The organism is Pseudomonas synxantha (genome assembly GCF_900105675.1).
Classification (GTDB): domain Bacteria; phylum Pseudomonadota; class Gammaproteobacteria; order Pseudomonadales; family Pseudomonadaceae; genus Aquipseudomonas; species Aquipseudomonas synxantha.
The window spans coordinates 620,518-643,581 of record NZ_LT629786.1 but is presented as its reverse complement, the minus strand read 5'-3'; the positions used below and the strand labels follow the sequence as shown (position 1 = coordinate 643,581).

General features: G+C 57.9%; 26 protein-coding genes, 1 tRNA gene and 1 pseudogene. 23 read left to right on the top strand and 5 right to left on the bottom strand.

From position 1 onward, the window contains the following. The first annotated feature begins 271 nt into the window (after positions 1 to 271). The 6 genes from rloA to BLU48_RS03110 all read left to right on the top strand — a co-directional run bounded on the left by rloA (position 272) and on the right by BLU48_RS03110 (position 5,665). A complete protein-coding gene (rloA, locus tag BLU48_RS03135) occupies positions 272 to 808 on the top strand; it encodes a retropepsin-like aspartic peptidase RloA (protein ID WP_046071648.1) in 537 nt (178 codons plus the stop codon). A gap of 5 nt (positions 809 to 813) precedes the next feature. Continuing rightward, the gene (rloB, locus tag BLU48_RS03130) at positions 814 to 2,346 is read left to right on the top strand and encodes an osmotic stress tolerance membrane protein RloB (protein ID WP_043047095.1); all 1,533 of its coding nucleotides are present in this window, start codon (positions 814 to 816) and stop codon (positions 2,344 to 2,346) included. Then, complete coding sequence (locus tag BLU48_RS03125; protein WP_005790412.1) at positions 2,346 to 3,332, top strand: alpha-L-glutamate ligase-like protein; 987 nt, start codon at positions 2,346 to 2,348, stop codon at positions 3,330 to 3,332. Before rloB ends, BLU48_RS03125 begins: the two co-directional genes overlap by 1 nt. A gap of 104 nt (positions 3,333 to 3,436) precedes the next feature. Next, positions 3,437 to 4,780 (top strand): aminodeoxychorismate synthase component I, encoded by a 1,344-nt coding sequence (pabB, locus tag BLU48_RS03120; protein WP_057023147.1) that lies wholly within the window; start codon positions 3,437 to 3,439, stop codon positions 4,778 to 4,780. A 226-nt stretch (positions 4,781 to 5,006) separates the two neighbouring features. Beyond that, positions 5,007 to 5,309: a type II toxin-antitoxin system HigB family toxin gene (locus BLU48_RS03115; protein WP_057023148.1), complete on the top strand. Its 303-nt coding sequence runs from the start codon at positions 5,007 to 5,009 to the stop codon at positions 5,307 to 5,309. Continuing rightward, complete coding sequence (locus BLU48_RS03110; protein ID WP_046071645.1) at positions 5,309 to 5,665, top strand: helix-turn-helix domain-containing protein; 357 nt, start codon at positions 5,309 to 5,311, stop codon at positions 5,663 to 5,665. Before BLU48_RS03115 ends, BLU48_RS03110 begins: the two co-directional genes overlap by 1 nt. A 128-nt stretch (positions 5,666 to 5,793) precedes the next feature. On the opposite strand, the gene thrH is transcribed toward BLU48_RS03110, so the two are convergent. Next, positions 5,794 to 6,411 (bottom strand): bifunctional phosphoserine phosphatase/homoserine phosphotransferase ThrH, encoded by a 618-nt coding sequence (gene thrH / locus BLU48_RS03105; RefSeq protein WP_057023149.1) that lies wholly within the window; start codon positions 6,409 to 6,411, stop codon positions 5,794 to 5,796. Between the two features lie 149 nt (positions 6,412 to 6,560). On the opposite strand from thrH, the gene BLU48_RS03100 reads away from it, so the two are divergent. From BLU48_RS03100 to BLU48_RS03090, 3 genes are all read left to right on the top strand, one after another. Next, a complete protein-coding gene (locus tag BLU48_RS03100; RefSeq protein ID WP_046071643.1) occupies positions 6,561 to 7,295 on the top strand; it encodes a phosphoadenylyl-sulfate reductase in 735 nt (244 codons plus the stop codon). Positions 7,296 to 7,768: 473 nt separating this feature from the next. Beyond that, on the top strand, positions 7,769 to 9,298 hold the full coding sequence (locus BLU48_RS03095; RefSeq protein ID WP_057023150.1) for an NCS1 family nucleobase:cation symporter-1: 1,530 nt from the start codon (positions 7,769 to 7,771) through the stop codon (positions 9,296 to 9,298). 13 nt (positions 9,299 to 9,311) lie between these two features. Further along, positions 9,312 to 10,040 (top strand): aspartate/glutamate racemase family protein, encoded by a 729-nt coding sequence (locus BLU48_RS03090; protein WP_057023151.1) that lies wholly within the window; start codon positions 9,312 to 9,314, stop codon positions 10,038 to 10,040. A 117-nt stretch (positions 10,041 to 10,157) separates the two neighbouring features. On the opposite strand, the gene BLU48_RS03085 is transcribed toward BLU48_RS03090, so the two are convergent. After that, complete coding sequence (locus tag BLU48_RS03085; protein WP_057023152.1) at positions 10,158 to 11,081, bottom strand: LysR family transcriptional regulator; 924 nt, start codon at positions 11,079 to 11,081, stop codon at positions 10,158 to 10,160. Between the two features lie 106 nt (positions 11,082 to 11,187). Between BLU48_RS03085 and BLU48_RS03080 the strand changes: the two genes are divergently transcribed. Beyond that, positions 11,188 to 11,934 (top strand): 3-oxoacyl-ACP reductase family protein, encoded by a 747-nt coding sequence (locus tag BLU48_RS03080; RefSeq protein ID WP_046071640.1) that lies wholly within the window; start codon positions 11,188 to 11,190, stop codon positions 11,932 to 11,934. A 66-nt stretch (positions 11,935 to 12,000) separates the two neighbouring features. On the opposite strand, the gene BLU48_RS03075 is transcribed toward BLU48_RS03080, so the two are convergent. Further along, the gene (locus tag BLU48_RS03075) at positions 12,001 to 12,690 is read right to left on the bottom strand and encodes an HAD-IA family hydrolase (RefSeq protein ID WP_043047105.1); all 690 of its coding nucleotides are present in this window, start codon (positions 12,688 to 12,690) and stop codon (positions 12,001 to 12,003) included. A gap of 225 nt (positions 12,691 to 12,915) precedes the next feature. On the opposite strand from BLU48_RS03075, the pseudogene BLU48_RS03070 reads away from it, so the two are divergent. From BLU48_RS03070 to BLU48_RS03030, 9 genes and pseudogenes are all read left to right on the top strand, one after another. Beyond that, positions 12,916 to 13,167: pseudogene (locus BLU48_RS03070) on the top strand (type II toxin-antitoxin system RelE family toxin); the annotation flags it as partial. Further along, positions 13,109 to 13,477, top strand: a complete 369-nt coding sequence (locus BLU48_RS03065) for a helix-turn-helix domain-containing protein (RefSeq protein WP_057023153.1) — start codon at positions 13,109 to 13,111, stop codon at positions 13,475 to 13,477. The pseudogene BLU48_RS03070 and the gene BLU48_RS03065, both read left to right, overlap by 59 nt. A 51-nt stretch (positions 13,478 to 13,528) precedes the next feature. Further along, a complete protein-coding gene (locus tag BLU48_RS03060; RefSeq protein ID WP_057023154.1) occupies positions 13,529 to 13,894 on the top strand; it encodes a DUF2784 domain-containing protein in 366 nt (121 codons plus the stop codon). A 54-nt stretch (positions 13,895 to 13,948) separates the two neighbouring features. After that, a complete protein-coding gene (locus BLU48_RS03055) occupies positions 13,949 to 14,527 on the top strand; it encodes a DUF4337 domain-containing protein (protein WP_057023155.1) in 579 nt (192 codons plus the stop codon). A gap of 162 nt (positions 14,528 to 14,689) precedes the next feature. Then, entirely contained in the window at positions 14,690 to 15,025 is a 336-nt protein-coding gene (locus BLU48_RS03050) for a hypothetical protein (protein ID WP_046071635.1), read from the top strand. A 69-nt stretch (positions 15,026 to 15,094) separates the two neighbouring features. Continuing rightward, on the top strand, positions 15,095 to 16,135 hold the full coding sequence (locus tag BLU48_RS03045) for a DMT family transporter (RefSeq protein WP_057023156.1): 1,041 nt from the start codon (positions 15,095 to 15,097) through the stop codon (positions 16,133 to 16,135). A 328-nt stretch (positions 16,136 to 16,463) separates the two neighbouring features. Next, positions 16,464 to 16,733, top strand: a complete 270-nt coding sequence (locus BLU48_RS03040; RefSeq protein WP_057023157.1) for a hypothetical protein — start codon at positions 16,464 to 16,466, stop codon at positions 16,731 to 16,733. Between the two features lie 207 nt (positions 16,734 to 16,940). After that, positions 16,941 to 17,204 carry a CopG family ribbon-helix-helix protein gene (locus tag BLU48_RS03035; protein WP_057023158.1) on the top strand — a complete coding sequence of 88 codons (264 nt, stop codon included), beginning with the start codon at positions 16,941 to 16,943 and terminating at the stop codon, positions 17,202 to 17,204. Continuing rightward, on the top strand, positions 17,167 to 17,457 hold the full coding sequence (locus BLU48_RS03030) for a type II toxin-antitoxin system RelE/ParE family toxin (protein WP_057023159.1): 291 nt from the start codon (positions 17,167 to 17,169) through the stop codon (positions 17,455 to 17,457). The genes BLU48_RS03035 and BLU48_RS03030 overlap by 38 nt, the downstream gene beginning before the upstream one ends. A gap of 198 nt (positions 17,458 to 17,655) precedes the next feature. Here BLU48_RS03030 and BLU48_RS03025 read toward each other — a convergent pair. Next, positions 17,656 to 17,745: transfer RNA gene (locus tag BLU48_RS03025), tRNA-Ser, on the bottom strand. 319 nt (positions 17,746 to 18,064) lie between these two features. Here BLU48_RS03025 and BLU48_RS03020 point away from each other — a divergent pair. From BLU48_RS03020 to BLU48_RS03005, 4 genes are all read left to right on the top strand, one after another. Continuing rightward, entirely contained in the window at positions 18,065 to 18,757 is a 693-nt protein-coding gene (locus tag BLU48_RS03020) for a crotonase/enoyl-CoA hydratase family protein (RefSeq protein ID WP_057023160.1), read from the top strand. A 119-nt stretch (positions 18,758 to 18,876) separates the two neighbouring features. Next, the gene (locus tag BLU48_RS03015) at positions 18,877 to 20,208 is read left to right on the top strand and encodes an IS4 family transposase (protein ID WP_082636749.1); all 1,332 of its coding nucleotides are present in this window, start codon (positions 18,877 to 18,879) and stop codon (positions 20,206 to 20,208) included. Between the two features lie 195 nt (positions 20,209 to 20,403). Continuing rightward, positions 20,404 to 21,144, top strand: a complete 741-nt coding sequence (locus BLU48_RS03010) for a lysophospholipid acyltransferase family protein (RefSeq protein WP_057025687.1) — start codon at positions 20,404 to 20,406, stop codon at positions 21,142 to 21,144. A 144-nt stretch (positions 21,145 to 21,288) separates the two neighbouring features. Next, positions 21,289 to 22,260 (top strand): magnesium and cobalt transport protein CorA, encoded by a 972-nt coding sequence (locus BLU48_RS03005; protein ID WP_057025701.1) that lies wholly within the window; start codon positions 21,289 to 21,291, stop codon positions 22,258 to 22,260. Here BLU48_RS03005 and BLU48_RS03000 read toward each other — a convergent pair. Then, on the bottom strand, positions 22,238 to 22,981 hold the full coding sequence (locus BLU48_RS03000) for an amidotransferase (RefSeq protein WP_043047168.1): 744 nt from the start codon (positions 22,979 to 22,981) through the stop codon (positions 22,238 to 22,240). The genes BLU48_RS03005 and BLU48_RS03000 overlap by 23 nt on opposite strands. Between the last annotated feature and the right edge of the window lie 83 nt (positions 22,982 to 23,064).

The window sequence follows — 23,064 nt, the reverse complement described above, 5'->3', positions numbered from 1 at the left end:
ATTGTCGACACCTTTCAAATCAACGCGGCAAAAACTAGCCAATCCTCCCGTAATAGTCAAAGAATAAATAGGTATTGTCGACAATCGTCTAATGCGCCCGCTTTACTTACGCCGGGCATGGCCGCCTGCCAGCGCTGGCGCCAAAAAAGCATCATGTTAGAATGCCCGGCGTATTTGCCTGACATCTCTGGATGAAACGGCGCACGAGGGAGTTTGCGCAGCAATGCCAGTCGCCTTGAATTGAACATCGCACGGCACCGCCTCAGGATTTATGAGACTCAAGCCCTTCCCCCTGTTTTTCTGCCTTCTGTTTATACCCAGCCTCGGTATCGCCGCCGAGAAGACGGTGTATGGCCTCAATGAATACGCCAAGCTGGACGGCATCGACCTGGAAGTCGCGGCCAAGCTCGACACCGGTGCCAAGACCGCCTCGCTGAGTGCCCGTGATATCAAGCGATTCAAGCGCAACGGCGAATCCTGGGTACGCTTCTACCTGGCCATCGACACCGCCCACTCCCACCCCATCGAACGCCCCCTGGCCCGCGTCAGCAAGATCAAGCGCCGCGCCGGTGACTACGACCCCGATGAAGACAAGAACTACACCGCCCGTCCGGTGATTGCCCTGGATATCTGCATGGGCACTGCTTTACGCAGCATAGAAGTGAACTTGACTGACCGCAGCGCTTTCCAATACCCGCTGCTGATTGGCTCCGAAGCGCTCAAACGCTTTGATGCGCTGGTCGACCCCAGTCTTAAATACGCAGCAGGCAAACCTGCCTGCGCCGCCGACGCTCATACCGCCGAGTAAACCGAATGCGCTCTTTGACCCTGCACCTGAAAATCCTGATCACCTTGCTGGTGGTGCTGGGCATTTCGGTCACCGCCTATCAGATTTTCGTGCTGGGCATCCCCGTTACCGAGGATGCCACCGACGACTTGTGGAACATCGACGCCAAGGTCGAGTTCGTCGCCAACCCGAAAGACCCCGTCAAGATCCAGATGTTCGTGCCGCCCCTGAGCCGCGACTTCGTCAGCCTCAACGAAAGCTTTATCTCGAACAACTACGGGGTGAGCGTCAATCGCATCGACGGCAACCGCAAGGTCACCTGGTCGGCGCGCCGGGCCAAGGGCAACCAGACCCTGTATTACCGCCTGGTGCTGACCAAGCGCTACAGTGGCGAGAAGGTCAAGATCAAGGGCCCGACCTTTCGCGACAGCATCGCTGTGGAAGGCCCGGAAAAAATCGCTGCCGAAGCCTTGCTGGCGCCGATCCGCCAGCACTCGGCCGACGTCGAGACCTTTATCAGCGAAGCGATCAAGCGCACCAACAACCTCAACGACGACAATGTGAAATTGTTGCTGGCCGGCGACCCGTCGACGCCACACAAGGCCAAGATCGTCGAGCTGCTGCTGTCCATCGCCCATGTGCCAGTAGAGAAAGTCCACACCATCCGCCTGGTGGCCGACCAGCCGCAAACCCCGGAACTGTGGCTGCGCAGCTTCAATGGCAGTGACTGGTTGTACTTCAACCCGGAAACCGGCGAACAGGGCCTGCCGGCCGACCGCCTGCTGTGGTGGACTGGTGATGAAAACCTGATCACGGTCGACGGCGGCAAGAAAGCCATGGTGACCTTCAGCCTGAACAACAGCGAGATGAACGCCATCCGCCTGGCCAAGCTGACCGACGAAAACACCGACGCCAATTTCCTCGAATACTCGCTGTATGGCCTGCCGCTGCAAACCCAGCAGACCTTCATGATCATGGTGATGATCCCGATTGGCGTGCTGGTGATCCTGATCCTGCGCAACCTGATCGGCCTGCAGACCCTGGGCACCTTCACCCCGGTGCTGATCGCCCTGGCATTCCGCGAGACGCAGCTGGGCTTCGGGATTGTGCTGTTCACGATCATCACGGCGCTGGGGCTGTCCCTCAGGTCGTACCTGGAGCATTTGAAACTGCAGATGCTGCCGAGGCTGTCGGTAGTGCTGACCTTCGTGGTGGTACTGATTGCCGCCATCAGCCTGTTCAGCCATAAACTTGGGCTGGAACGCGGCCTGTCGGTCGCGCTGTTCCCGATGGTGATCCTGACCATGACCATCGAACGCCTGTCGATCACCTGGGAGGAGCGTGGCGCCAACCATGCGCTGAAGGTGGCGATTGGCACACTGTTCGCAGCGTCCCTGGCGCACATCATCATGAGCGTGCCGGAGCTGATCTACTTCGTGTTCACCTTCCCGGCGATCCTGCTGATCCTGGTGGGCTTCATGCTGGCCATGGGGCGTTATCGCGGCTACCGCCTCACCGAGCTGGTGCGTTTCAAGGCGTTCTTGAAGGCTGACTCCTGATGTTCGGCTTCTGGAAGACCTGGAAGGCCCTCGAAGCGCGGGGGATCATGGGCATCAACCGGCGTAACGCCGACTACGTGCTCAAGTACAACAAGCGCAGCCTGTACCCGATTGTGGATGACAAGATCATCACCAAGGAGCGCGCGCTGGCGGCCGGTATCCATGTGCCGGAAATGTATGGGGTGATCTCCACCGAGAAGGAAATCGACAAGCTCGACGAGATCATCGGCGGGCGCAGCGACTTCGTGATCAAGCCGGCCCAGGGTGCGGGCGGTGATGGCATCCTGGTAGTGGCCGACCGGTTTGAAGGACGCTATCGCACGGTGTCCGGCAAGATCATCAGCCATGAAGAGATCGAGCACCAGATTTCCAGCATCCTCACTGGCCTGTATTCACTGGGCGGCCACCGCGACCGGGCGCTGATCGAGTACCGCGTGGTACCCGACCAGATCTTCAAGAGCATCAGCTACGAAGGCGTGCCGGATATCCGCATCATCGTGCTGATGGGCTACCCGGTGATGGCCATGCTGCGCTTGCCGACCCGCCAGTCCGGGGGCAAGGCCAACCTGCACCAGGGCGCGATTGGCGTGGGCGTCGACCTGGCTACCGGCCTGACTTTGCGCGGCACCTGGCTGAACAACATCATTACCAAGCACCCTGACACCACCAATGCCGTGGATGGCGTGCAACTGCCCAACTGGGACGGTTTCATGCAGCTTGCGGCTGGCTGCTACGAGCTGTGCGGGCTGGGCTATATCGGCGTGGACATGGTGCTGGACCAGGAAAAAGGCCCGCTGATCCTTGAATTGAATGCACGGCCGGGGCTGAATATCCAGATCGCCAATGACTGCGGGCTGACCTTGCGCACCCATGCGGTGGAGGCGCGACTGGAGGAACTCAAAGCTGCCGGCGTGACGGAAACCCCGCAAGAGCGGGTGAAGTTCGTGCAGGAGATGTTTGGGCATATACCGCCCGTTGAGGGCTGAAGGCCACCCCGTGGCGGGATGGATATCCCGCTATTGCCTCTAGGAGCAAATCCTACAGAAGACTACAATCCCCTCCCCCGCGCCATTGGCTGATCCACCCCCGCATGTCGACCTGTTCCGTATACCCGTTGCCCTACCGGGCCAACCCCGCCGAGTATTTTGCGGCGATTCGCCATGCCCCTGGCGCGGTGCTGCTCGACAGCGGCCGCCCCACGGCGGACCGCGGGCGTTATGACCTGCTCAGCGCCTGGCCCGAAGCGACCTTGACGGTAGGGCCGGACGAAAGTGGCAACGATTTCCTGCAACGCTTGCGCGAGAACCTGACGCAGTTGGGCGAAGCGGCCTTGCCCGCGGGTTTGCAGTTGCCGTTTGCCGGTGGCTTGATTGGCTATCTGAGTTATGACTTCGGCCGGCACCTGGAACAGATGCCGCACCTGGCCGTCGATGATTTGCACCTGCCAGACGCGCGTTTCGGCTTATATGCCTGGGCGCTGATCAGCGACCACCACGCCCACACCAGCCAGTTGGTGTTTCACCCGGCGCTGGTCGATGGCGAGCGACAACGCCTGATCGACCTGTTCAGCCAGACTGCCGTCGAGTCGCCGGCCGCCTTCAAGCTGCATGGCCCCATGGCTTCCGACCTCACAGCCGAGGCTTACCGGCAGGCGATTGTGCGCATCCAGGATTACATCCAGGCCGGCGACTGCTACCAGGTCAACTTCGCCCAACGCTTTCGCGCACCGTGCAGCGGCGATCCGTGGGTGGCCTACTGCGCGTTGCGCGAAGCCTGCCCTACCCCGTTTTCCGGGTTCCAGAGCCTGCCCGATGACGGTGCGGTGCTGAGCCTGTCGCCGGAGCGCTTTGTGCGCATCAGCGAACGCCAGGTCGAGACCCGTCCGATCAAGGGCACCCGCCCTCGCGGCGTAACGCTTGTAGAGGATGCCGACCACGCCGCCGAACTGCTGGCCAGCCCCAAGGACCGCGCAGAAAACCTGATGATCGTCGACCTGCTGCGCAATGATCTCGGCCGCAGTTGCCGCATCGGTTCGGTGAAAGTGCCGGAGTTGTTCAGCCTGGAAAGCTACCCCAACGTGCACCACCTGGTGAGCAGCGTCACCGGCGTATTGGCCGACGACAAAGACGCCCTGGACCTCATCGCCGGCAGCTTCCCCGGCGGCTCCATCACCGGCGCGCCGAAGATTCGCGCGATGCAGATCATCGACGAGCTAGAGCCAACCCGCCGCGGGCTGTACTGCGGCTCGCTGGTCTACCTGGACGTGCGCGGCGAGATGGACAGCTCCATCGCCATCCGCAGCTTGCTGGTCAAGGATGGGCAAGTGTGCTGCTGGGGCGGCGGCGGGATTGTGGCTGATTCAGAGTGGCAGGCGGAGTATCAGGAGTCGTTGACCAAGGTGCGGGTGTTGTTACAAACGTTGGAAAGTTTGTAGAGCACAGCCCTTTCCGGGGTTCGCTTGCAGGAGCGGCCAGTAGAAAAAGCCTGAATCAGAACCGCTGTGGACGGGATAGGCGCTTGCAGATAGCGTCAGGATCCACCGTCCACCCGCCATCTGTGAAGGACCACATGAAGCGACTGCCCCCTCGTCTGAAAATATTTCCGAGATTGCCTATTCAAGCACTCACGCCTATGATCTCCCAAACTGGGAGGTTAAGGCGATGCGGATAATCGCTCTCTCTACCCTACGAATATTCTGGGGAAGCCATTCAGCTTATAGCGACGCCAAAATACCGCTGGTCGAGTTGTATCGTCACATGGAGAAAGCCACCTATCCAACGCCGCAAGCACTCAAGGCAGAGCTTAGAACAGCGAGCATTCTCAAAGGCGGCAGGGTCGTGTTCAACGTCGGTGGCAACGAATACCGAGTGATCATGGCGATCGACTATCAGCGACAGCTAGGGTTCATACGTTTTGTGGGAACCCACGCTCAGTACGACCAGATCAACGCGGAGATTGCGTGATGAACATCAAACCTATTCACTCCCAGGACGATCTGACAGCTGCACTCGCACGGGTCGAGCAGATATGGGGAGCACCACCCGGCTCGCCTGAAGGTGACGAGCTGGAAATCCTGGCAATTCTTATCGAGAAGTACGAAGCCGAGCATTATCCAATGCCCCCTTCGGATCCGGTGGAAGCTATCAAGTTTCGCATGGAGCAGTTGGGCATGACCGCCCGCGACCTGGAGCCGTTTATCGGCACCAGCGGACGGGTATCCGAGGTGTTGAACCACAAGCGCAAGCTGAGCCTGTCGATGATCAAGCGCCTGCATGAAGGCTTGAGTATTCCTTATGAGCGGTTGCTGGCAGGGCTGTAGCCGGTGACTGCGCCGGCCTCATCGCGGGCAAGCCCGCTCCCACATTGGACTGCGTTTATCCTGGAGGAACGCAGTCGAGTGTGGGAGCGGGCTTGCCCGCGATGGGGCCCTCCGCCTCGCTGGATAACTTACAGGCTCAACTGCCGATTCGACGCCTTGATGAACTCCCGCTTCAAATCCTCAAACGTGTGCACCGCCGGGAAATGGGGAAACTCATCCATCACATTCTGCGGCGCATGGAACAGGATCCCACGATCAGCTTCGCCCAGCATGGTGGTGTCGTTGTAGGAATCACCGGCCGCGATCACGCGGTAGTAAAGCGACTTGAACGCCAATACCGATTGGCGCTTGGGGTCTTTCTGACGCAGTTGATAGCTCACCACCCGGTCGTGTTCATCGGTGATCAGGCGGTGGCAGAGCAAGGTCGGGAAGCCCAGCTGGCGCATCAGTGGCTGGGAAAATTCGTAGAAGGTATCGGACAGGATCACCACCTGGAAACGCTCGCGCAGCCAGTTGACGAATTCGACGGCACCGTCCAAAGGCTTGAGAGTGGCGATCACTTCCTGGATATCGGCCAGCTTGAGCCCGTGCTCGTCGAGGATACGCAGGCGCTGCTGCATCAGCACGTCGTAGTCGGGAATGTCGCGGGTGGTTGCACGCAGGGATTCAATACCGGTTTTTTCGGCAAAGGCAATCCAGATTTCCGGAACCAGCACCCCTTCCAGGTCAAGACAGGCAATTTCCACAAGACACTCCCATTGAATTTATTAGTTGAGCGGGCAAAAGGACTGCCGAACTCTAGCGACTCAAGCCCGCCGCCGCAACGCACGGCAGATTTTGATACCATCGCCGCCTATAGAGCGCTCAGCGCCACTGACCTGTAGGAACCGTCCTGATGAACCAAGCCTTCGACGTCGTTGAACTCGCCACGACTTATGCCAACAAGTCTGCCCAGGATATTCTCAAGCTGGCGTTCAGCCAGTTCGGCGATGACCTGTGGATTTCCTTCAGCGGTGCCGAGGATGTGGTGCTGGTGGACATGGCCTGGAAGCTGAACAAGAACGTCAAGGTGTTCAGCCTCGACACCGGCCGCCTGCACCCGGAGACCTACCGGTTTATCGAACAGGTGCGTGAGTTCTACAAGATCGACATCGAACTGATCTCGCCGGACCAGAGCAAACTGGAGCCCTTCGTCAAGGAAAAGGGCTTGTTCAGTTTCTATAAGGACGGCCATGGTGAATGCTGTGGCATCCGCAAGATCGAACCGCTGCGCCGCAAGCTTGCGGGTGTAAGTGCCTGGGCCACCGGCCAGCGCCGCGATCAGAGCCCCGGCACTCGCAGCCAGGTGGCGGCGCTGGAAATCGACACGGCCTTCTCTACCCCGGAACGCACCCTGTACAAGTTCAACCCGCTGGCGCAGATGACCAGTGAAGAGGTCTGGGGTTATATCCGCATGCTGGAACTGCCTTACAACAGCCTGCATGAGCGCGGGTTTATCAGCATCGGCTGCGAGCCCTGCACCCGGCCGGTATTGCCCAACCAGCATGAACGGGAAGGCCGCTGGTGGTGGGAAGAAGCCACACAGAAAGAATGCGGGCTGCATGCGGGGAATATCATCACCAAGGCATGAGCCTGGCAAACTGGTGTGGTAAAAATGTGGGAGGGGGCTTGCTCCCGATAGCGGTGGGTCAGTTGCAGATTTTCTGACTGATATACCGCTATCGGGAGCAAGCCCCCTCCCACATTTTGTTTTGTGCGCAGCATAAAATGTACACAACCTTGTAACCATCGGTGCCATTTTTGTGTGCAACTCATATTCTGGCGCACCAAAACGTAACATCCATCTCTGCTAGTTCCCACGCACCCGAACCACACTATTCCCAATCAAAAATAAATACCTGTTCAAACGGTCAATTTATATTGCTTTTAATTCAGTAGTTTATTCAAAAGCACTATTAAAACGAAATTACCCACGTTTTTCATATAACGAAAACTGGCACGCATGTGGCTTAGTGAGATGCACGCTTTGTATACAATCAATACAAAACCTACATACACTTTGCCATCCGCCGCTATGCTGCAGATGTGCTGGAGCCTGCCGGAATGCGTACAAGTCTCTCGAGCAACATCGCACTGGATCTGCCCTCCTCCAACTTGAATCCCGCAGCTGCAAGCCCCGGCCCGCTGGTACTCAGCCCACGCCTGCACAACAGGGACCTGGCCCCCACCAAGGTTGAAGGCCGCCGCTGGGGGCGCTACAGCATCTTTGCGTTGTGGACCAATGACGTGCACAACATCGCCAACTATTCATTTGCCATCGGCTTATATGCGTTGGGCTTGGGCGGCTGGCAGATATTGCTGTCCCTGGGGATCGGCGCGGCACTGGTTTACTTTTTCATGAACTTGTCTGGGTACATGGGGCAGAAAACCGGCGTGCCGTTTCCGGTGATCAGCCGCATCAGTTTCGGTATCCACGGCGCGCAGATTCCGGCCTTGATCCGCGCAGTCATTGCGATCGCCTGGTTCGGCATCCAGACCTACCTGGCATCGGTGGTTTTCCGCGTGTTACTGACGGCGATTCATCCGGGCTTTGCCGATTATGACCACAACTCGATCCTCGGCTTGTCGACCCTGGGCTGGGCGTGCTTTGTGGCGATATGGCTGGTGCAGTTGGTGATCCTCGCCTATGGCATGGAGATGGTGCGCCGTTATGAAGGGTTTGCCGGACCGGTAATTCTGCTGACCGTGGCTGCGTTGGCCGGTTGGATGTACTTCCAGGCGGGCGGCGTGATTGCCTGGTCGATCCGCGAACCACTGAGCGGCGGCGAGATGTGGCGCAATATCTTTGCTGGCGGCGCCTTGTGGCTGGCGATCTATGGCACCTTGATCCTCAACTTCTGCGATTTCGCCCGCTCTTCTCCGTGCCGAAAGACCATCAAGGTCGGCAACTTCTGGGGGCTGCCGGTAAATATCCTGGTGTTTGCCGCCATTACCGTGCTGCTGTGCGGCGGGCAGTTTCAACTCAATGGCCGGGTGATCGAAAGCCCCACCGAGATCATCGCGGCGATCCCCAACACCTTCTTCCTGGTACTCGGTTGCCTGGCCTTCCTGATCGTCACCGTGGCGGTGAACATCATGGCCAACTTCGTCGCCCCGGCCTTTGTGCTGAGCAACCTGGCGCCCAAGTACCTGAATTTCCGTCGCGCCGGGTTGATCAGTGCCTTCGTTGCCGTGCTGATCCTGCCCTGGAACCTCTACAACAGCCCGTTGGTGATTGTGTACTTCCTCTCTGGCCTGGGCGCACTGCTGGGGCCGTTGTACGGGGTGATCATGGTTGATTACTGGCTGATCCGTAAAAGCCAGGTGGATGTGCCGCAGCTGTACAGCGAAGACCCCCAAGGCATTTATTACTACAGCCATGGGGTAAATATGCGTGCGGTGGCGGCGTTCATTCCTGCAGCGGTGATCGCCATCCTGCTGGCGCTATTGCCGGGGTTTGCCAGTGTCTCGCCATTTTCCTGGTTGTTTGGCGCCGGTATCGCCGGGTTGCTGTACCTGCTGATCGCCAAGCGTCAGCCGTTCTACGCCGATGTCAGCGGCGAAAGCATTGCCGTCGATAACGTCAGTCATTAAACAAGGACTTTCCATGCGTATCCTCGTGGTCAACGTCAACACCACCGAATCCATCACCGAGACCATTGCCCAGCAAGCACGGGCCGTAGCGTCACCGGGCACCGAGATTGTCGGACTCACCCCCTACTTCGGCGCCGAATCGGTGGAGGGCAATTTTGAAAGCTACCTGGCGGCCATCGCCGTGATGGACCGGGTGATGGCCTACGATCAGCCGTTCGATGCGGTGATCCAGGCCGGCTATGGCGAACATGGTCGGGAAGGTTTGCAGGAATTGTTGAATGTGCCGGTGGTGGATATTACCGAAGCGGCCGCCAGCACCGCGATGTTTCTGGGGCATGCCTACTCGGTGGTGACCACCCTGGACCGTACCGTGCCACTGATTGAAGACCGGCTGAAACTCGCCGGCCTATACCAGCGTTGTGCGTCAGTGCGCGCCAGCGGCATGGCGGTGCTGGAGCTGGAAGAAGACCCGCTGGCTGCCATGGAGGCAATCGTGCACCAGGCGGAACTGGCGATTCGCGACGATAAGGCTGAGGTGATCTGCCTGGGATGTGGGGGCATGGCCGGATTGGATGAACAGATTCGCCAGCGCACCGGGGTGCCGGTGGTGGATGGGGTGACGGCGGCGGTGATGGTTGCCGAGTCGTTGGTGAGGTTGGGGTTGTCGACATCCAAAGTCAGGACCTATGCGGCGCCAAGACCCAAGAAAGTCGTGGGTTGGCCGAGCAAGTTCGGCCACTGAGGTTTTAATGTGGGAGGGGGCTTGCCCCCGATGGCGGTGTACCAGCCGACTTATCTGTAACTGACCCACCGTAATCGGGGGCAAGCCCCCCTCCCACACTTGGAACTGTTTTCACTTTTAGATGGCACTGAATCTTTGGCCTAACTGCTGCTCGGCAAACTGCTCAATGATGAAATCCACAAACGCCCGGGTCTTGCCGGGCAACAGTTTGTGTTCGGCGTAGTAGATGGAAATATTGCCATCGTTCACATACCAATCCGGCAACACCCGCAGCAACTTGCCGCTCGCCAACCAGGGCACAGCAAACGGCATGCTCACCAACGCAACGCCCAGCCCCTGGTCGGCGGCGATGCAGGCGGCTTGGGAGTCGCTCATGGTCATGCGCGGCTTGAGGTTCAGCGGACCGTGTTCGCCCTTGCGATGAGTCAGTTGCCAGGAGCGCACGCGACCGGTTTGCGGTGAGCGAATCAGGATGCCGTCGCAGCGCTCCAAGTCCTCGGGCTGTAACACCGCCGGCCGTGCTGCCAGGTAATCGGGGGATGCCACCAACACCCGATGCGCTGGCGCCAGTTTGCGCGCCACCACGCCCAGGGGTAGCTCGAACCCGCCGCCAAGTGCCGCGTCGAAGCCTTGGCCAATCAGGTCGACCTGGCGATTGTCGAAATGCCAGTCCGGAATGATATCGGGATAACGTTTTAGGAATTCACCCAGCAGCGGCACGATATACAAGCAGCCGACCACTGTGCCCATGCTGACCTTGAGCGTGCCCACCGGCCGCCCTTCGGCGCTGGCCAGGTTGGCTACGGCATTCTGGATGGTGGTGAGGCTGGAGCTGACCTCGGCAAGGAACAGCTTGCCGGCTTCGGTCAGGGCGAGACGTCGGGTACTGCGTTGGAACAGCCGTACACCCAGGCGCGCTTCCAGTTTCGCAACGCTCTTACCCACCGCTGCCGGGGTCAGGCTCAGGTGCCGGGCGGCCTCGGCAAAACTACCGCCCTCGGCGCTGCGCACGAAGCATTCGATACTGCCAAAGCTCTCCATATCGCCCCACTCTAAACTTTTGGTTTACACAGACTATAGCAATCGCGGTCTACCGGCTTGGGTGGGTGAGGTCGATACTCGGTCCATCAACTACTCGGAGATCGACATGACCACACAAAATCTCATCGGCAAAGTCGCCTTGATTCAAGGCGGTTCCCGCGGCATCGGCGCCGCCATCGTCAAGCGCCTCGCCGCGCAGGGTGCAGCGGTTGCCTTTACCTACGTCAGCTCGGCCTCCAAGGCCGAAGCGTTGCAGAACGACGTGATCAGCGATGGCGGCAAAGCCTTAGCGATTCAAGCGGACAGCGCTGATGCCACGGCAATTCGCAATGCGGTCAATGCCACTGTCGAAGCGTTCGGGCGCCTGGATATCCTGGTGAATAACGCCGGCGTGCTGGCCATCGCCCCACTGGAAGATTTCAAGTTGGAAGACTTCGATCAGACCCTGGCAATCAACGTGCGTAGCGTATTTATCGCCACCCAGGAAGCCGCCAGGCATATGGGCGAAGGGGGTCGGGTGATCAATATCGGCAGCACCAATGCCGAGCGCATGCCGTTTGGTGGCGGCGGGCCTTATGCGATGAGCAAGTCGGCACTGGTGGGTTTGACCAAAGGCCTGGCGCGAGACCTGGGGCCGCGAGGCATCACCGTCAATAACGTGCAGCCCGGGCCGGTGGATACCGATATGAACCCGGCCAACAGTGACTTTGCCGAAAGCTTGATCGGGTTGATGGCGGTGGGCCGGTATGGGCATGTGGAAGAGATTGCCAGCTTTGTGGCGTATCTGGCCGGGCCGGAAGCCGGGTACATCACCGGTGCCAGCCTGACCATCGATGGTGGCTTCAGCGCCTAGTTTTTTGGAGCGCTGCAAAACCAAATGTGGGAGCAAGCCTCCTCCCACATTTTGCCCTATGTTGAATCAGGCCATGGGTGGCAAGCCATAGGCCGCCAAATCGAAATCCGCGAGCTTGCGGATGATCTGGTCAGCATGCTGGTACTTGCTGTCCGCCATCGCCTCATCGGGCACTGCAATGGCAGTCATATGGGCAGCCTTCGCCGCGGTCACGCCGAACGGCGAGTCTTCGAACACCAGGCAATCCTCCGGCGCCACACCCAGACGGCGCGCGGCGGTCAGGAAGATATCCGGCGCAGGCTTGGCAGCGCCGACCTCCGGGTCGTCCGCCGTAACGATAGTGTCGAAGAGGCCAAACCATTCGCGGTGCAGGGTGGTCTTGTGGCCAAACGAATTACGCGACGAACTGGTGCCCACCGCAATCGGAATATTGTGCGCCTTCAAATGCCGCACCAACGCCTCGGCGCCTGGCATGCCCAGCGCCTTGGGAAAACGCTCGCTCATCAGCGGCTCGCGGATCTCCAGGAACTCGGCGGGTGTGATCGGCAAGTCCAGCGCCTTGACCACGTAATCGGCCAGGTCTTGGGCACCACGCCCAATGATGTGCTGCTTGATCCCCCAGTCATAGGTACGGCCGTAGCGCTCGGCAATGATCTGCGTGACTTCGGTGTAGATGCCTTCGGTATCCAGCAACAACCCGTCCATATCGAAAATTACGGCCTTGATTGGACCGACTGCTGTACGCGGTGCATTCATCACAACAAAACCCTGGGGTAAGACTAAAAGGATTCAGCACAATAACGGCCCTCGTTGCCTGCAAGCAACCTTCGTTGCCCACGATGAGCAATTCATACCAGGCAACAGTTTCACCAGCCGACACCCACAGCGGCCGTCTAGGGTTTATCAAGGCAGAGCGATCAACCATTGACTCGCACAGGAAAATAAACCTTGCAAACCTTATAAAAGACTTATTAATCTCCGATGAATTCAATCCACTGGACGCGAAAATCCGTCAAACAATTGCTTCGGCTACATTCGTACCATCAGCAACAGGTCCGCGATGCTGTGTCCGCTCTTGAGCGAATGCCCGATGCAGTCAACGTCAAGGCGCTGGTTAACCATCCTCACAGCTATAGATTGCGGGTAGGTAATTACCGCGTCCTCTTCGACTGGGATGGCAGCATCCAGGTGGTCAGCATCCAAGAGGTTAAAAAACGTGACGAGCGAACCTACTGCCGTACAGATCATCCACAATACGGAGGGCAAGCCAGCCTTTGTGGTGATTCCCTATGAACACTATGTGGCGCAGCAAAACGATCCAAACCTGATCCCCCACGCGGTAGTCAGCCGCCTGGTGGATGGCGCGACACCTATCCGAGCCTGGCGCGAACACCTGAACCTGACCCAGGAAGAGGTCGCCAGGCGCCTGGGTATTTCACAACCTGCCTTTGCCCAGCAAGAGGCGGTCAATAAACCTCGACGGACCACGCGGGAAAAAATTGCCAAGGCGTTCGGAATCAATGCCAGCCAACTGGAGATATAAACGTCATCCCGCAAGATTCGCGCGCCCCTTTACCTCAAATCGAGCTCAAGCATGCTCTATCGTTTAGCCGCCGACGGCCTCGTGCTGTTTCATCTGACCTTTATCCTGTTCGTGCTGTTCGGCGGCCTGCTCACCCTGAAGTGGCCCCGGGTAATGTGGCTGCACCTGCCCGCCGTTGCCTGGGGCATCGCTGTGGAGGTGCTGCACCTGCCCTGCCCGCTCACCCGCTGGGAAAACCTGTTGCGCCACCTGGCCGGGCAAGAGGGTTATGGCGGCGGGTTCATCGAGCACTACATCCTGACGCTGATCTACCCCGCCGGCCTGACCGCGAATATTCAGTTGGTGCTGGGGGCCGTGGTGGTGCTGGTTAACCTGGCGGTGTATGGGCGGGTTATCCGGCGTTACGTACAGGCTTGAGACAGCTGCGCTGGTGAAGAATCAACCCTCCTCAATCCGTTCGCAGACGCCGCCATGTCCGAAGCCTTCGAAGTCCCCAGCCCCCACGAAAAACACCTCGAGCACACCACCGAACACGCCCACGGCCGCGGCGACACCTTCGCCAGCCGCATCGCCGTGATGACAGCCATCATGGCCACCGTCGGCGCCATGCTCAGCTACCAGGCCGGCTCCAGCGAAAGCACAGCTGCGATGGACAAGAACAACGCCGCCATCATCAAGACCGAAGCCGCCAACCAATGGAACTACTACCAGGCCAAATCCAGCCGCCAGAACCTGGCGGAACTGGCCACCCATATTCCCGGCGTGGATGCGGCGCACTATAAGGACGAGATCGAGCGCTACAAACACCAGAAGGAAGACGTGCGCAGGCAAGCCGAGAAACTGGAGGCCACGTCACGGGAATGGGATCAGAAATCCGAGCAGGCACTGCACCAGCACCACCGCTGGGCCCAGGCAATGACAGCGATTCAGATCGCGATTTCGTTGGCGGCGATTACCTTGCTCACCCGTAAGGAGTGGCTCAAACGCATGTCGTATACGGCCGGCGCAGTGGCTGTGGTGCTGGGCAGCCTGGCATCGCTACATCTGTGACCAAACACGGACGAATCTGGGAGGGGGCTTACTCCCGATGGCGGCCTGACATTCGCCACCTACACATGAAACCTCGGCCGATTGATTTCAATCTGCCTGCTGAGCGCTTAGAGTGTCGCCCCTCGAGAATTGAGTCTCGAGATTGAGCCCATGGAGTTACAAGTGAAATACGTCAGTAAAGTAGTTGCAGCAGCCGTTCTCGGTTTCACCCTGGCAGGTTGCACCGGCACCGCCATGAAAACCCCTCAATACGACGCCAGCCAATACACCGTCCTCGGCCATAGCGAAGCCAGCGCCACCGGCATCATGCTGCTGGGCGTTATCCCGATCGGCCAGAACAACCGTTTCGTACGCGCCCAGAATGCCGCCATCAAGGCCAAGGGCGGCGATGCGCTGATCAACACCCAAGTGCAGGAAAAGTGGTTCTGGGCCTGGGTACTGAACGGCTACACCACCAAGATTTCCGGTGATGTGATCAAGTTGAAAACCGCGCAATAAAGCACGAAATTGCCCGGGCGCCGACCCCGGCAAGCGACGTATCATGGGCCGGACTTTCGAGGATGGCCCATGAACCTCAGTATCGTTTACGCCCTCGCCGCCGCCGCGCTGTTCGGCGCCAGCACCCCGCTCGCCAAAAGCCTCGGCCTGGGCCTCTCGCCCATACTGCTCGCCGGCCTGCTCTACTTCGGCAGCGGCATTGGCCTTGCCGGCGTACGCCTGATCCGCGATCGCGGCTGGGCACCTGCCGGGTTGACCCCATCGGAATGGCCCTGGCTACTTGGCGCCATCGCCTTCGGCGGCATCCTCGGACCCGTCGCCCTCATGTTCGGCCTGACCCGTACCGCCAGCGCCACCGCCTCGCTGATGCTCAACCTTGAATCGGTATTGACCGCCGTGATCGCCTGGGTCGTGTTCAGGGAAAACGCAGACCGCCGCATCGTGCTTGGCATGATCGCGATTGTGCTGGGCGGCGTGGCGCTGTCATGGACCGGCGCTGGCGGCGTCAGCCAGGACTGGACCGGGCCGCTGGCCGTTGCGCTGGCGTGTTTGTGCTGGGGCATTGATAACAATCTGACGCGCAAAGTGTCTGCGTCTGACGCGCTATTTATCGCCGGCGCCAAGGGTTTGATTGCGGGGCTGGTGAATTGCACCCTGGCGATTTACCTCGGGGCGCAGATTCCCGGCTTGGCACAACTGGTGCCGATCCTGCTGGTTGGGTTTCTGGGGTATGGGATCAGCCTGGTCATGTTTGTGCTGGCGCTACGCGGGCTGGGCAGTGCGCGTACCGGCGCCTACTTCTCGACGGCGCCCTTCCTCGGTGCCGCAGTGGCCTTGCTGGTGTTTGGAGAGTCAGTGACCGTGGCGTTCTGGATTGCTTCGGCGCTGATGGCCGTGGGTGTGTGGCTGCACCTGACGGAACGGCATGCCCATGAGCATCTGCATGAAGCCACGGAACATGGGCATCGGCATGTGCATGATGAGCATCATCAGCATGAGCATGGGTTTGAGTGGGATCCGAAGGAGGCCCATAGTCATGTGCATGTTCATGGTGTGATGAGGCATAGCCATGCGCATTTTCCGGATGTGCATCATCGGCATAGGCATTGAGGGTGGGTGGTGACGGCTTTGGGCAACGTCCTACGCTCCTTACAGAAACGACAGGCTGCCTTTTTAAAAGCGCCACACCTATAGTCTTTCGGTCGCTCACATAGCGGCCGGGTTTGGCGACTCGACGATAAATCGATAGAAACGTCCCCATGTATTTGCGGGATGCTTCTGCGCGCAATAAGCTGCTCGATGGTAGCTGTGCGCGGGAGACCTTCGGGTCTGCCGGTTTTTCCGATTGTCCCGGTTCGCCAACCTGCGTACAGCTGCCACCCCTTTTGTTTGGCGACAAATGTGTGGTTGCTCTCCTTTGACAACCGGAGTTCCGCATATGAACCAATACATAGCCCTCACCAGCAACGACAGCGCCACCCCTGCCCTTTTTGTCGACACCACCGTGCCGCTGGAAATACTCCTCGACGCCGCGACCTATCGGCTTCGTGCCGTTACACAAGTCCTTGAGAACCTTGCTCTACGCGGTGAAATCAGTAGTGATGCGGTGGTGCTCAGTGATTTTGCACTGCTCTGCTCAATTCCTCTGCGGGACGGGTGCGATTTGCTCGATGTCATTGGACGACGGATGGATGTGCCGAGCATATGACCTGAAAAACTAAGTTTTCAAACTCAAAAACCACAAACCCTCTAGCTTCTTCCGAAGCCAGAGGGTTCGTTTGATTCGAATTTGGTGGGGTCAAGATCAACCATTCACTCGTCTGTTTTTATAAAAATCACTGTTAGGCATGCGTGTAAAAGTATACATTCCCAACATCTGTATACGATGTATACGAGCGAGATTGAGGAGTCTTTTATGGCATCACCCGTGCTGTCATTTCGTGTGGAAGAGGAATTGGTTGAACAGCTTGATCAGTTGTCATTGGCAACGGATCGCGACCGCCAATATCACCTCAAGCGCGCCTTGGCTCGTTACGTTGAGGCCGAGTCATGGCATATCAACGCAATCGCTGAAGGTATCGCAGACGCAGAGGCAGGCAACCTCATAGATATGGACGCCGTTAAGGCTAAGTGGGTAAACCGTGCCAAAAATCGTGTTGACGGAAAAAGCGGACAGTGATCTAGAGTCGATCTACGAATACTATGAGTCACGCTTGGGGGCAGAAGCCGCCGAAGGGGTGGTAGCTCAAATCATTGAGGCGCTCGAACAGTTGGAAATGTTTACAGGCTTGGGCAGGCCCTCTCAAATTCCAGACGTCAGAGAGCTGATCCTGTCCAAATTTCCTTTCATCGCCCCCTATCGCCTTGCTCACGGAATAGTACAGATTCTGCGTATCCTGCATCAGCGTATGGAGCGCTCTGAAGACTGGTAATTACCAGCGCTTACCAGCGCTCTACGTCGTCGTATCGCCTATGACAGCGTGGACGTCATCGGCATGCGGCAGCTGACCCTGGGCATTCAACGAACCCCGTGTTCCCATGGATGTTCCCATATGGGCCTTTCTCGCCGCCCTGAAAACACAAAACCCCTAAAAACTTTAACGTTTTCAGGGGTTTTGTCGTTTCAAATTTGGCGGTGAAGGAGAGATTCGAACTCTCGATACAATTTCTTGTATACACACTTTCCAGGCGTGCTCCTTAAGCCACTCGGACACTTCACCGTATCTCGGCAAACCAGTTCAGTCTGTCGAGGCGCGCTAATGTAGTCGAAAGCCTTTCTGATGGCAAAGGTTTTTTTCAGAATTTTCATGCGGTTAGATGGTTATGCCGTGGCGCGCCCGGTAATGGGCGGTGTTTCTGCCATTCTTGGGCAGGCCCAGCACCGGTTTTGCGGGACTGCTGCGCTGTGCTGCGGGGCGTCTACCCTTGGGGATAGAGGAAAAGCCTGACTGGGTAGTCAGTCACAGCGCTTTACCCAGGCGGGCGTGGTGGGTAACGTCTGCTGCATTCTCTATAACAAGCCCTACAAGGAACCGCGTCATGAGTGAGTTGATTGCCTACCACTTCGAAGACGGTATCGCGACCCTGACCTTGAGCAACGGCAAGGTCAATGCCATTTCTCCTGCGGTGGTCAGCGAATTCAATGCTGCGCTGGATCAGGCCGAGAAAGATCGGGCGGTGGTGATCATCACGGGCACGCCGGGGATTTTGTCGGGTGGTTATGATTTGAAGGTGATGACCGCCGGCCCTAAAGAGGCAATCAGCCTGGTGACGTCGGGCTCGACCCTGGCGCGGCGTCTGTTGGCGCATGCGTTCCCGGTGATCGTTGCGTGCCCTGGGCATGCAGTGGCCAAGGGCGCGTTTTTATTGTTGTCGGCGGATTACCGCATTGGCGTGGAAGGCCCGTTCAGCATTGGTCTGAATGAAGTGGCAATCGGCATGACCATGCATCACGCCGGTATCGAGTTGGCGCGGGATCGTCTGCGCAAGTCGGCATTTCATCGGTCGGTGATCAATGCCGAAATGTTTGATCCGCAAGGCGCCTTGCAAGCAGGCTTCCTCGATAAGGTCGTGGCGCCGGAAGAATTGCACGCGGCAGCCCTGGAGGCGGCGCGGCAGTTGAAGAAGATCAATATGAACGCTCACAAGCACACCAAGTTAAAAGTGCGCCGGGCGCTGCTGGAGGCTCTGGACGAAGCAATCATCCAGGATCAAGGCCATAACCTGAGTTAACTCCTACACCTGCTTTATCAAAGCCCGATCTAGTATCGTAATGCTGTTCACTTAAGCATTTGAGCTCACGCTGGGCTTCCTAGAAAATCCGATGCCAGACTCCTGGCATCGGATTTTTTATGTCTGTTCAACAAGAACTGCTCGACCTTGGCGATCTTTTTAACTTCTCAGACCTGAGCACCTTCACCCAGAACATCCCCGTCGAGTGGGTCGCATCGGCACTCGGGCTCTCCTCCCAAGCCACCATCCGTAGGCGCCGCTTGCCAGCCGATCAGGTGCTTTGGCTCGTTCTGGGCATGGCGTTGTTTCGTGACGAACCCGTTCATGAAGTGGCTAGACGTTTGAATATTTGTGCTCAGGGGCTTGCTAGCGATCATTTGCTGGCCAGAAGCGGCGTGACTGAAGCTCGCAAACGATTAGGCTCTGATCCAGTCGAATGGCTGTTCCGCAAGACCGGTAGTCAATGGGGCGGCGAGCGTTACAACGGAGATACCTGGCAGGATTTACAAGTGTTTGCAGTAGACGGAGCGCTTCTGCGAACTCCCGATAATCAGGAGCTACGAGATCATTTTGGCTCAGGAAACACCGGCACTGATCGTCAGACACCGTTTCCAATGCTGCGTCTTGTCGCCTTGATGAATGTGCGTTCGCACCTGCTTCTGGATGCTCAGCTGAGTCCCTATCGGCGCAGTGAAATGCGCTTGGCTGACGAGTTTCTTCAACAAATCCCTGACCACTCAGTGACGCTGTTCGACAAGGGTTTCTGGAGCGCGAATTTGTTACTGAGCTTGAGCGGTGCCGGCATCAATCGCCACTGGCTGATCCCGGAGCGCAAAGGGGTGGTAAGCGAAGAGGTTGCTCGTTACGGCAAGCACGACCGATTGTTACGCATGAAAGTGTCCCAACAAGCTAGAAAGCAAAACCCCAATTTACCCCGTCACTGGGAGGTGCGCGCGGTCAGCTATGAAGTCCAAGGGAAGCTCAAAACGGTGATGACTTCACTGCCCGTCGAAACTTATAGCGCCAAGATGATTGCCAAGTTGTATCAGGAGCGATGGGAGATAGAGCTGGGCTTCAGAGACATCAAAAGCTCAATGCAGCAGAACGCAGTGACTCTGCGTAGCAAGAAGATCGACCTGATATACCAAGAAGTATGGGGGCTTTTACTGGCTTACAACGTGATCCGGCGGGAGGCCAGTCTAGCTGCCGTAGCGTTCGGTCGCACACCATCAGATATTCGTTTCAAGCCGGCGTGCCAATACATTGCGGTGCAATTGATTGTGATGGCTGCGGCTAATCCTATTTCGGCGACAGGAAGGCGCTTGTCAGAACTGAGGGCGGGAGTCGGAGGGCTGTTTTTGGATCACCGCCCAAGGCCATCAAGACCAAGGACGGTGAAGATCTCAAAAACCAGGTTTCCAGTAAACCGTAAGGCTGCTCCGCTTAAGTGAACAGCATTACGATCTAGTATCGGGCTTTTTCTTACAAATAAACCGAGACATCTGTAGCCGCTCTGGGCAGCCGTTACTGGCATGCGTAGAAACATGCGCTTAAACATCGCCTATCTCCTACATCTGTAGGGGCAATTGCCGAATACAGTGCACATCCGTACACTGCGCCACCTTTTGTCCCGATGGGCCGTTTCGATGCTTTTTCTGTTACGTATGCTGTTGATGGGCCTGCACTTTATGATCGCCGGGGTACTGGGCGTAATTTTAGGGGTGTGTCGGCCATTCAATCCGGACAACAGCCGCCTCTGTGCCCGTCTTTACGCATTACCGGCCATGTGGATTTTGCGCCTGAAGTTGAAGACAGATGTCGGCTCGCTGCGCAACAAGCCTGGTACCTGTGTAGTGATCGCCAACCATCAGTCCAATTACGACCTGTTTGTACTTGGCAATGTAGTGCCGCACCGCACCGTATGCATCGCCAAGAAAAGCCTGAAATGGGTGCCGCTGTTCGGCCAGTTGTTCTGGCTGGCGGGCAATGTGCTGATCGACCGCGGCAATGCACACAAGGCGCGGCGTGCCATGCTCACCACCACCCACACGTTGCAGCATGAGGACACCTCGATCTGGGTGTTCCCCGAAGGCACGCGCAACCTGGGCAACGGGCTGTTGCCGTTCAAGAAAGGCGCGTTTCATATGGCAATTGCGGCCGGCGTGCCGATCGTGCAGGTGTGTGTCAGCACTTATGTGAAGCAGATGAAGCTCAATCGTTGGGACAGTGGGGATGTGCTCATACGTTCGTTGCCGCCGATTCCTACGATTGGTCTGACAGTGGACGACATCCCTCAGTTAATGAGGACCTGTCAGACGCAGATGGATGAGTGCATTGCCCAAATGGACCGCGAACTGCAAAGCGCTTGCGTGCCTGCGCCGCTATAAGCCCTGTGCAGGGAGACGCGGAGCGCCACAGGAGGCATTCCCACGCAGAGCGTGGGAACGATCAATCAACTGCCCACAACAATAGAACTCGCTTCCAGCTAAGCTGCCCAACATCTGTCCTCTTGATAAGAAGTGATCAGCACCATGGGTAGAGTTGTTGCGGCCGCCGTCTACAGTGCCGGAAAGAAAGTCTCGGATATCACCCTCGATGAAGGCGCAGCCTGGGCCGCCAAACCCGGACACTTTGTGTGGATCGGCCTGGAAGAGCCCAGTGCCCAGGAGTTGAACAACCTGCAACGCCAGTTCAACCTGCACGAACTGGCCATCGAAGACGCCATGGAAAAGCACAGCCGCCCGAAGCTGGAAACCTTCGGCGACGCGCTGTTTATCGTCACCTACTCACCAGTGCGCGAGAACGGCAAGCTGGAGTTTATCGAAACCCATATCTTTGCCGGCAACGGCTACATCATCACCGCACGCAATGGTCATTCGGCGTCCTACGGTTTTGTGCGCCAACGTTGTGAAGCGCGACCACTGCTGCTGGAGCATGGGGAGGATTTCGTACTCTATGCGCTGCTGGATTTCGTCACCGAAAACTACCAGCCGGTGAGCGAGGCGATCCATGCGGAGATTGATGAGCTGGAGCGCAATGTGCTGTGCAGTTCGCTGAGCGAGGGCGATATCCAGAACCTGCACGGCCTGCGCCGCGACGTGCTGCGGCTCAAGCGCTATGTGGCACCGATGGTGGAGATCAGCCAGGAGCTGCAGAAGCTGAGCTTTCCGTTTATCGACAAGAACATGCGCCCCTACTTTCGCGACGTGCAGATCCATGTAACGCGGCAGATGGAAGACCTCACCACACTGCGCGATATCGCCAGCCAGACCATCGAGATCGGTGTGTTACTGGAGGCCTCGCGCCAGAGCGTAGTACAGCGCAAGTTCGCCGCGTGGGCGGCGATCCTGGCATTCCCCACGGCAGTGGCGGGGATTTATGGGATGAACTTTCAGAACATGCCCGAGCTGCAGTGGCACTACGGCTATTTTGGGGTGCTCGGGTTTATTGCGCTGGGCTGCACAGGTTTATGGGCCAGCTTCAAGCGTTCGGGCTGGCTTTAACGCTGGCGTCCGGCTTGTGGGCGACAAAACGCATCATCCACTCCGCCACGGTTGCGCCGTGGTGGTCGCGTTCCAGGCTGGCAACGCCGTTGGTGTAAACCTTTTCCCCAAGGGTTGTCTGAAGAATCTCCAACAACTCGCGGGAATAGTCCTGGACAAATTCAGGGTGCCCCTGGAAGCACAACACCTGGTCACCGATGTGGTAAGCGGCAATCGGGCAAAACTCACTGGAGGCAATGACCGTGGCATTTTCCGGCAAGGTCGTGACCTGGTCCTGGTGACTGATCAATAGCGTCAGCTCCGGTACCTCGGGGCTCATCCATGGGGCCTTGGCATCCAGCTTGTAGTCATGGATGCCCATGCCCCAGCCTTGGCTCGCGCGCTCAGTCTTGCCGCCGAGCAGCAATGCCAGGAGTTGATGGCCGAAGCAGATACCCAACAGCTTGTCACCGCGCTCGTAGCGCTCGAGCACATAGGTCTTGAGGGTCTGGATCCAAGGGTCAGTGCCGAACGAGTCGGCCTTGCTGCCGGTGATCAGGTACGCATCAAACACTTCGTCATCCGGTGGGTATTCGCCCTGCACCACGTTGTAGACGACAAATTCGGCGGCAATCGGTTGCTTGGCGAACAGGCGCTTGAACATCTGCCCGTAACCTTGGTACTGATCGATCAAGCCTGGACGCAGGATATCGGTTTCCAGGATGCAGACGCGTAGCGACATAAAAAATACCTGACACGGCGATGGGAATATTGCACACCCCAGAGCCTGCCTTGAAATACACCCTCAAGGCAAGCTCCCCCTCC

Excerpts from the sequence above, each read along its gene's own strand:
- BLU48_RS03115 (WP_057023148.1), top strand. The coding sequence starts at position 5,007 with ATGCGGATAATCGCTCTCTCTACCCTACGAATATTCTGGGGAAGCCAT.
- BLU48_RS03075 (WP_043047105.1), bottom strand. The coding sequence starts at position 12,690 with ATGAATGCACCGCGTACAGCAGTCGGTCCAATCAAGGCCGTAATTTTC.
- BLU48_RS03065 (WP_057023153.1), top strand. The coding sequence starts at position 13,109 with ATGGCAGCATCCAGGTGGTCAGCATCCAAGAGGTTAAAAAACGTGACG.
- BLU48_RS03020 (WP_057023160.1), top strand. The coding sequence starts at position 18,065 with ATGAGTGAGTTGATTGCCTACCACTTCGAAGACGGTATCGCGACCCTG.
- BLU48_RS03005 (WP_057025701.1), top strand. The coding sequence starts at position 21,289 with ATGGGTAGAGTTGTTGCGGCCGCCGTCTACAGTGCCGGAAAGAAAGTC.
- BLU48_RS03035 (WP_057023158.1), top strand. The coding sequence starts at position 16,941 with ATGGCATCACCCGTGCTGTCATTTCGTGTGGAAGAGGAATTGGTTGAA.
- BLU48_RS03080 (WP_046071640.1), top strand. The coding sequence starts at position 11,188 with ATGACCACACAAAATCTCATCGGCAAAGTCGCCTTGATTCAAGGCGGT.
- BLU48_RS03095 (WP_057023150.1), top strand. The coding sequence starts at position 7,769 with ATGCGTACAAGTCTCTCGAGCAACATCGCACTGGATCTGCCCTCCTCC.
- rloB (WP_043047095.1), top strand. The coding sequence starts at position 814 with ATGCGCTCTTTGACCCTGCACCTGAAAATCCTGATCACCTTGCTGGTG.
- BLU48_RS03125 (WP_005790412.1), top strand. The coding sequence starts at position 2,346 with ATGTTCGGCTTCTGGAAGACCTGGAAGGCCCTCGAAGCGCGGGGGATC.
- BLU48_RS03110 (WP_046071645.1), top strand. The coding sequence starts at position 5,309 with ATGAACATCAAACCTATTCACTCCCAGGACGATCTGACAGCTGCACTC.
- BLU48_RS03060 (WP_057023154.1), top strand. The coding sequence starts at position 13,529 with ATGCTCTATCGTTTAGCCGCCGACGGCCTCGTGCTGTTTCATCTGACC.
- BLU48_RS03090 (WP_057023151.1), top strand. The coding sequence starts at position 9,312 with ATGCGTATCCTCGTGGTCAACGTCAACACCACCGAATCCATCACCGAG.
- BLU48_RS03055 (WP_057023155.1), top strand. The coding sequence starts at position 13,949 with ATGTCCGAAGCCTTCGAAGTCCCCAGCCCCCACGAAAAACACCTCGAG.
- BLU48_RS03100 (WP_046071643.1), top strand. The coding sequence starts at position 6,561 with ATGAACCAAGCCTTCGACGTCGTTGAACTCGCCACGACTTATGCCAAC.
- BLU48_RS03040 (WP_057023157.1), top strand. The coding sequence starts at position 16,464 with ATGAACCAATACATAGCCCTCACCAGCAACGACAGCGCCACCCCTGCC.
- BLU48_RS03085 (WP_057023152.1), bottom strand. The coding sequence starts at position 11,081 with ATGGAGAGCTTTGGCAGTATCGAATGCTTCGTGCGCAGCGCCGAGGGC.
- BLU48_RS03010 (WP_057025687.1), top strand. The coding sequence starts at position 20,404 with ATGCTTTTTCTGTTACGTATGCTGTTGATGGGCCTGCACTTTATGATC.
- pabB (WP_057023147.1), top strand. The coding sequence starts at position 3,437 with ATGTCGACCTGTTCCGTATACCCGTTGCCCTACCGGGCCAACCCCGCC.
- BLU48_RS03015 (WP_082636749.1), top strand. The coding sequence starts at position 18,877 with ATGTCTGTTCAACAAGAACTGCTCGACCTTGGCGATCTTTTTAACTTC.
- BLU48_RS03000 (WP_043047168.1), bottom strand. The coding sequence starts at position 22,981 with ATGTCGCTACGCGTCTGCATCCTGGAAACCGATATCCTGCGTCCAGGC.
- rloA (WP_046071648.1), top strand. The coding sequence starts at position 272 with ATGAGACTCAAGCCCTTCCCCCTGTTTTTCTGCCTTCTGTTTATACCC.
- BLU48_RS03045 (WP_057023156.1), top strand. The coding sequence starts at position 15,095 with ATGAACCTCAGTATCGTTTACGCCCTCGCCGCCGCCGCGCTGTTCGGC.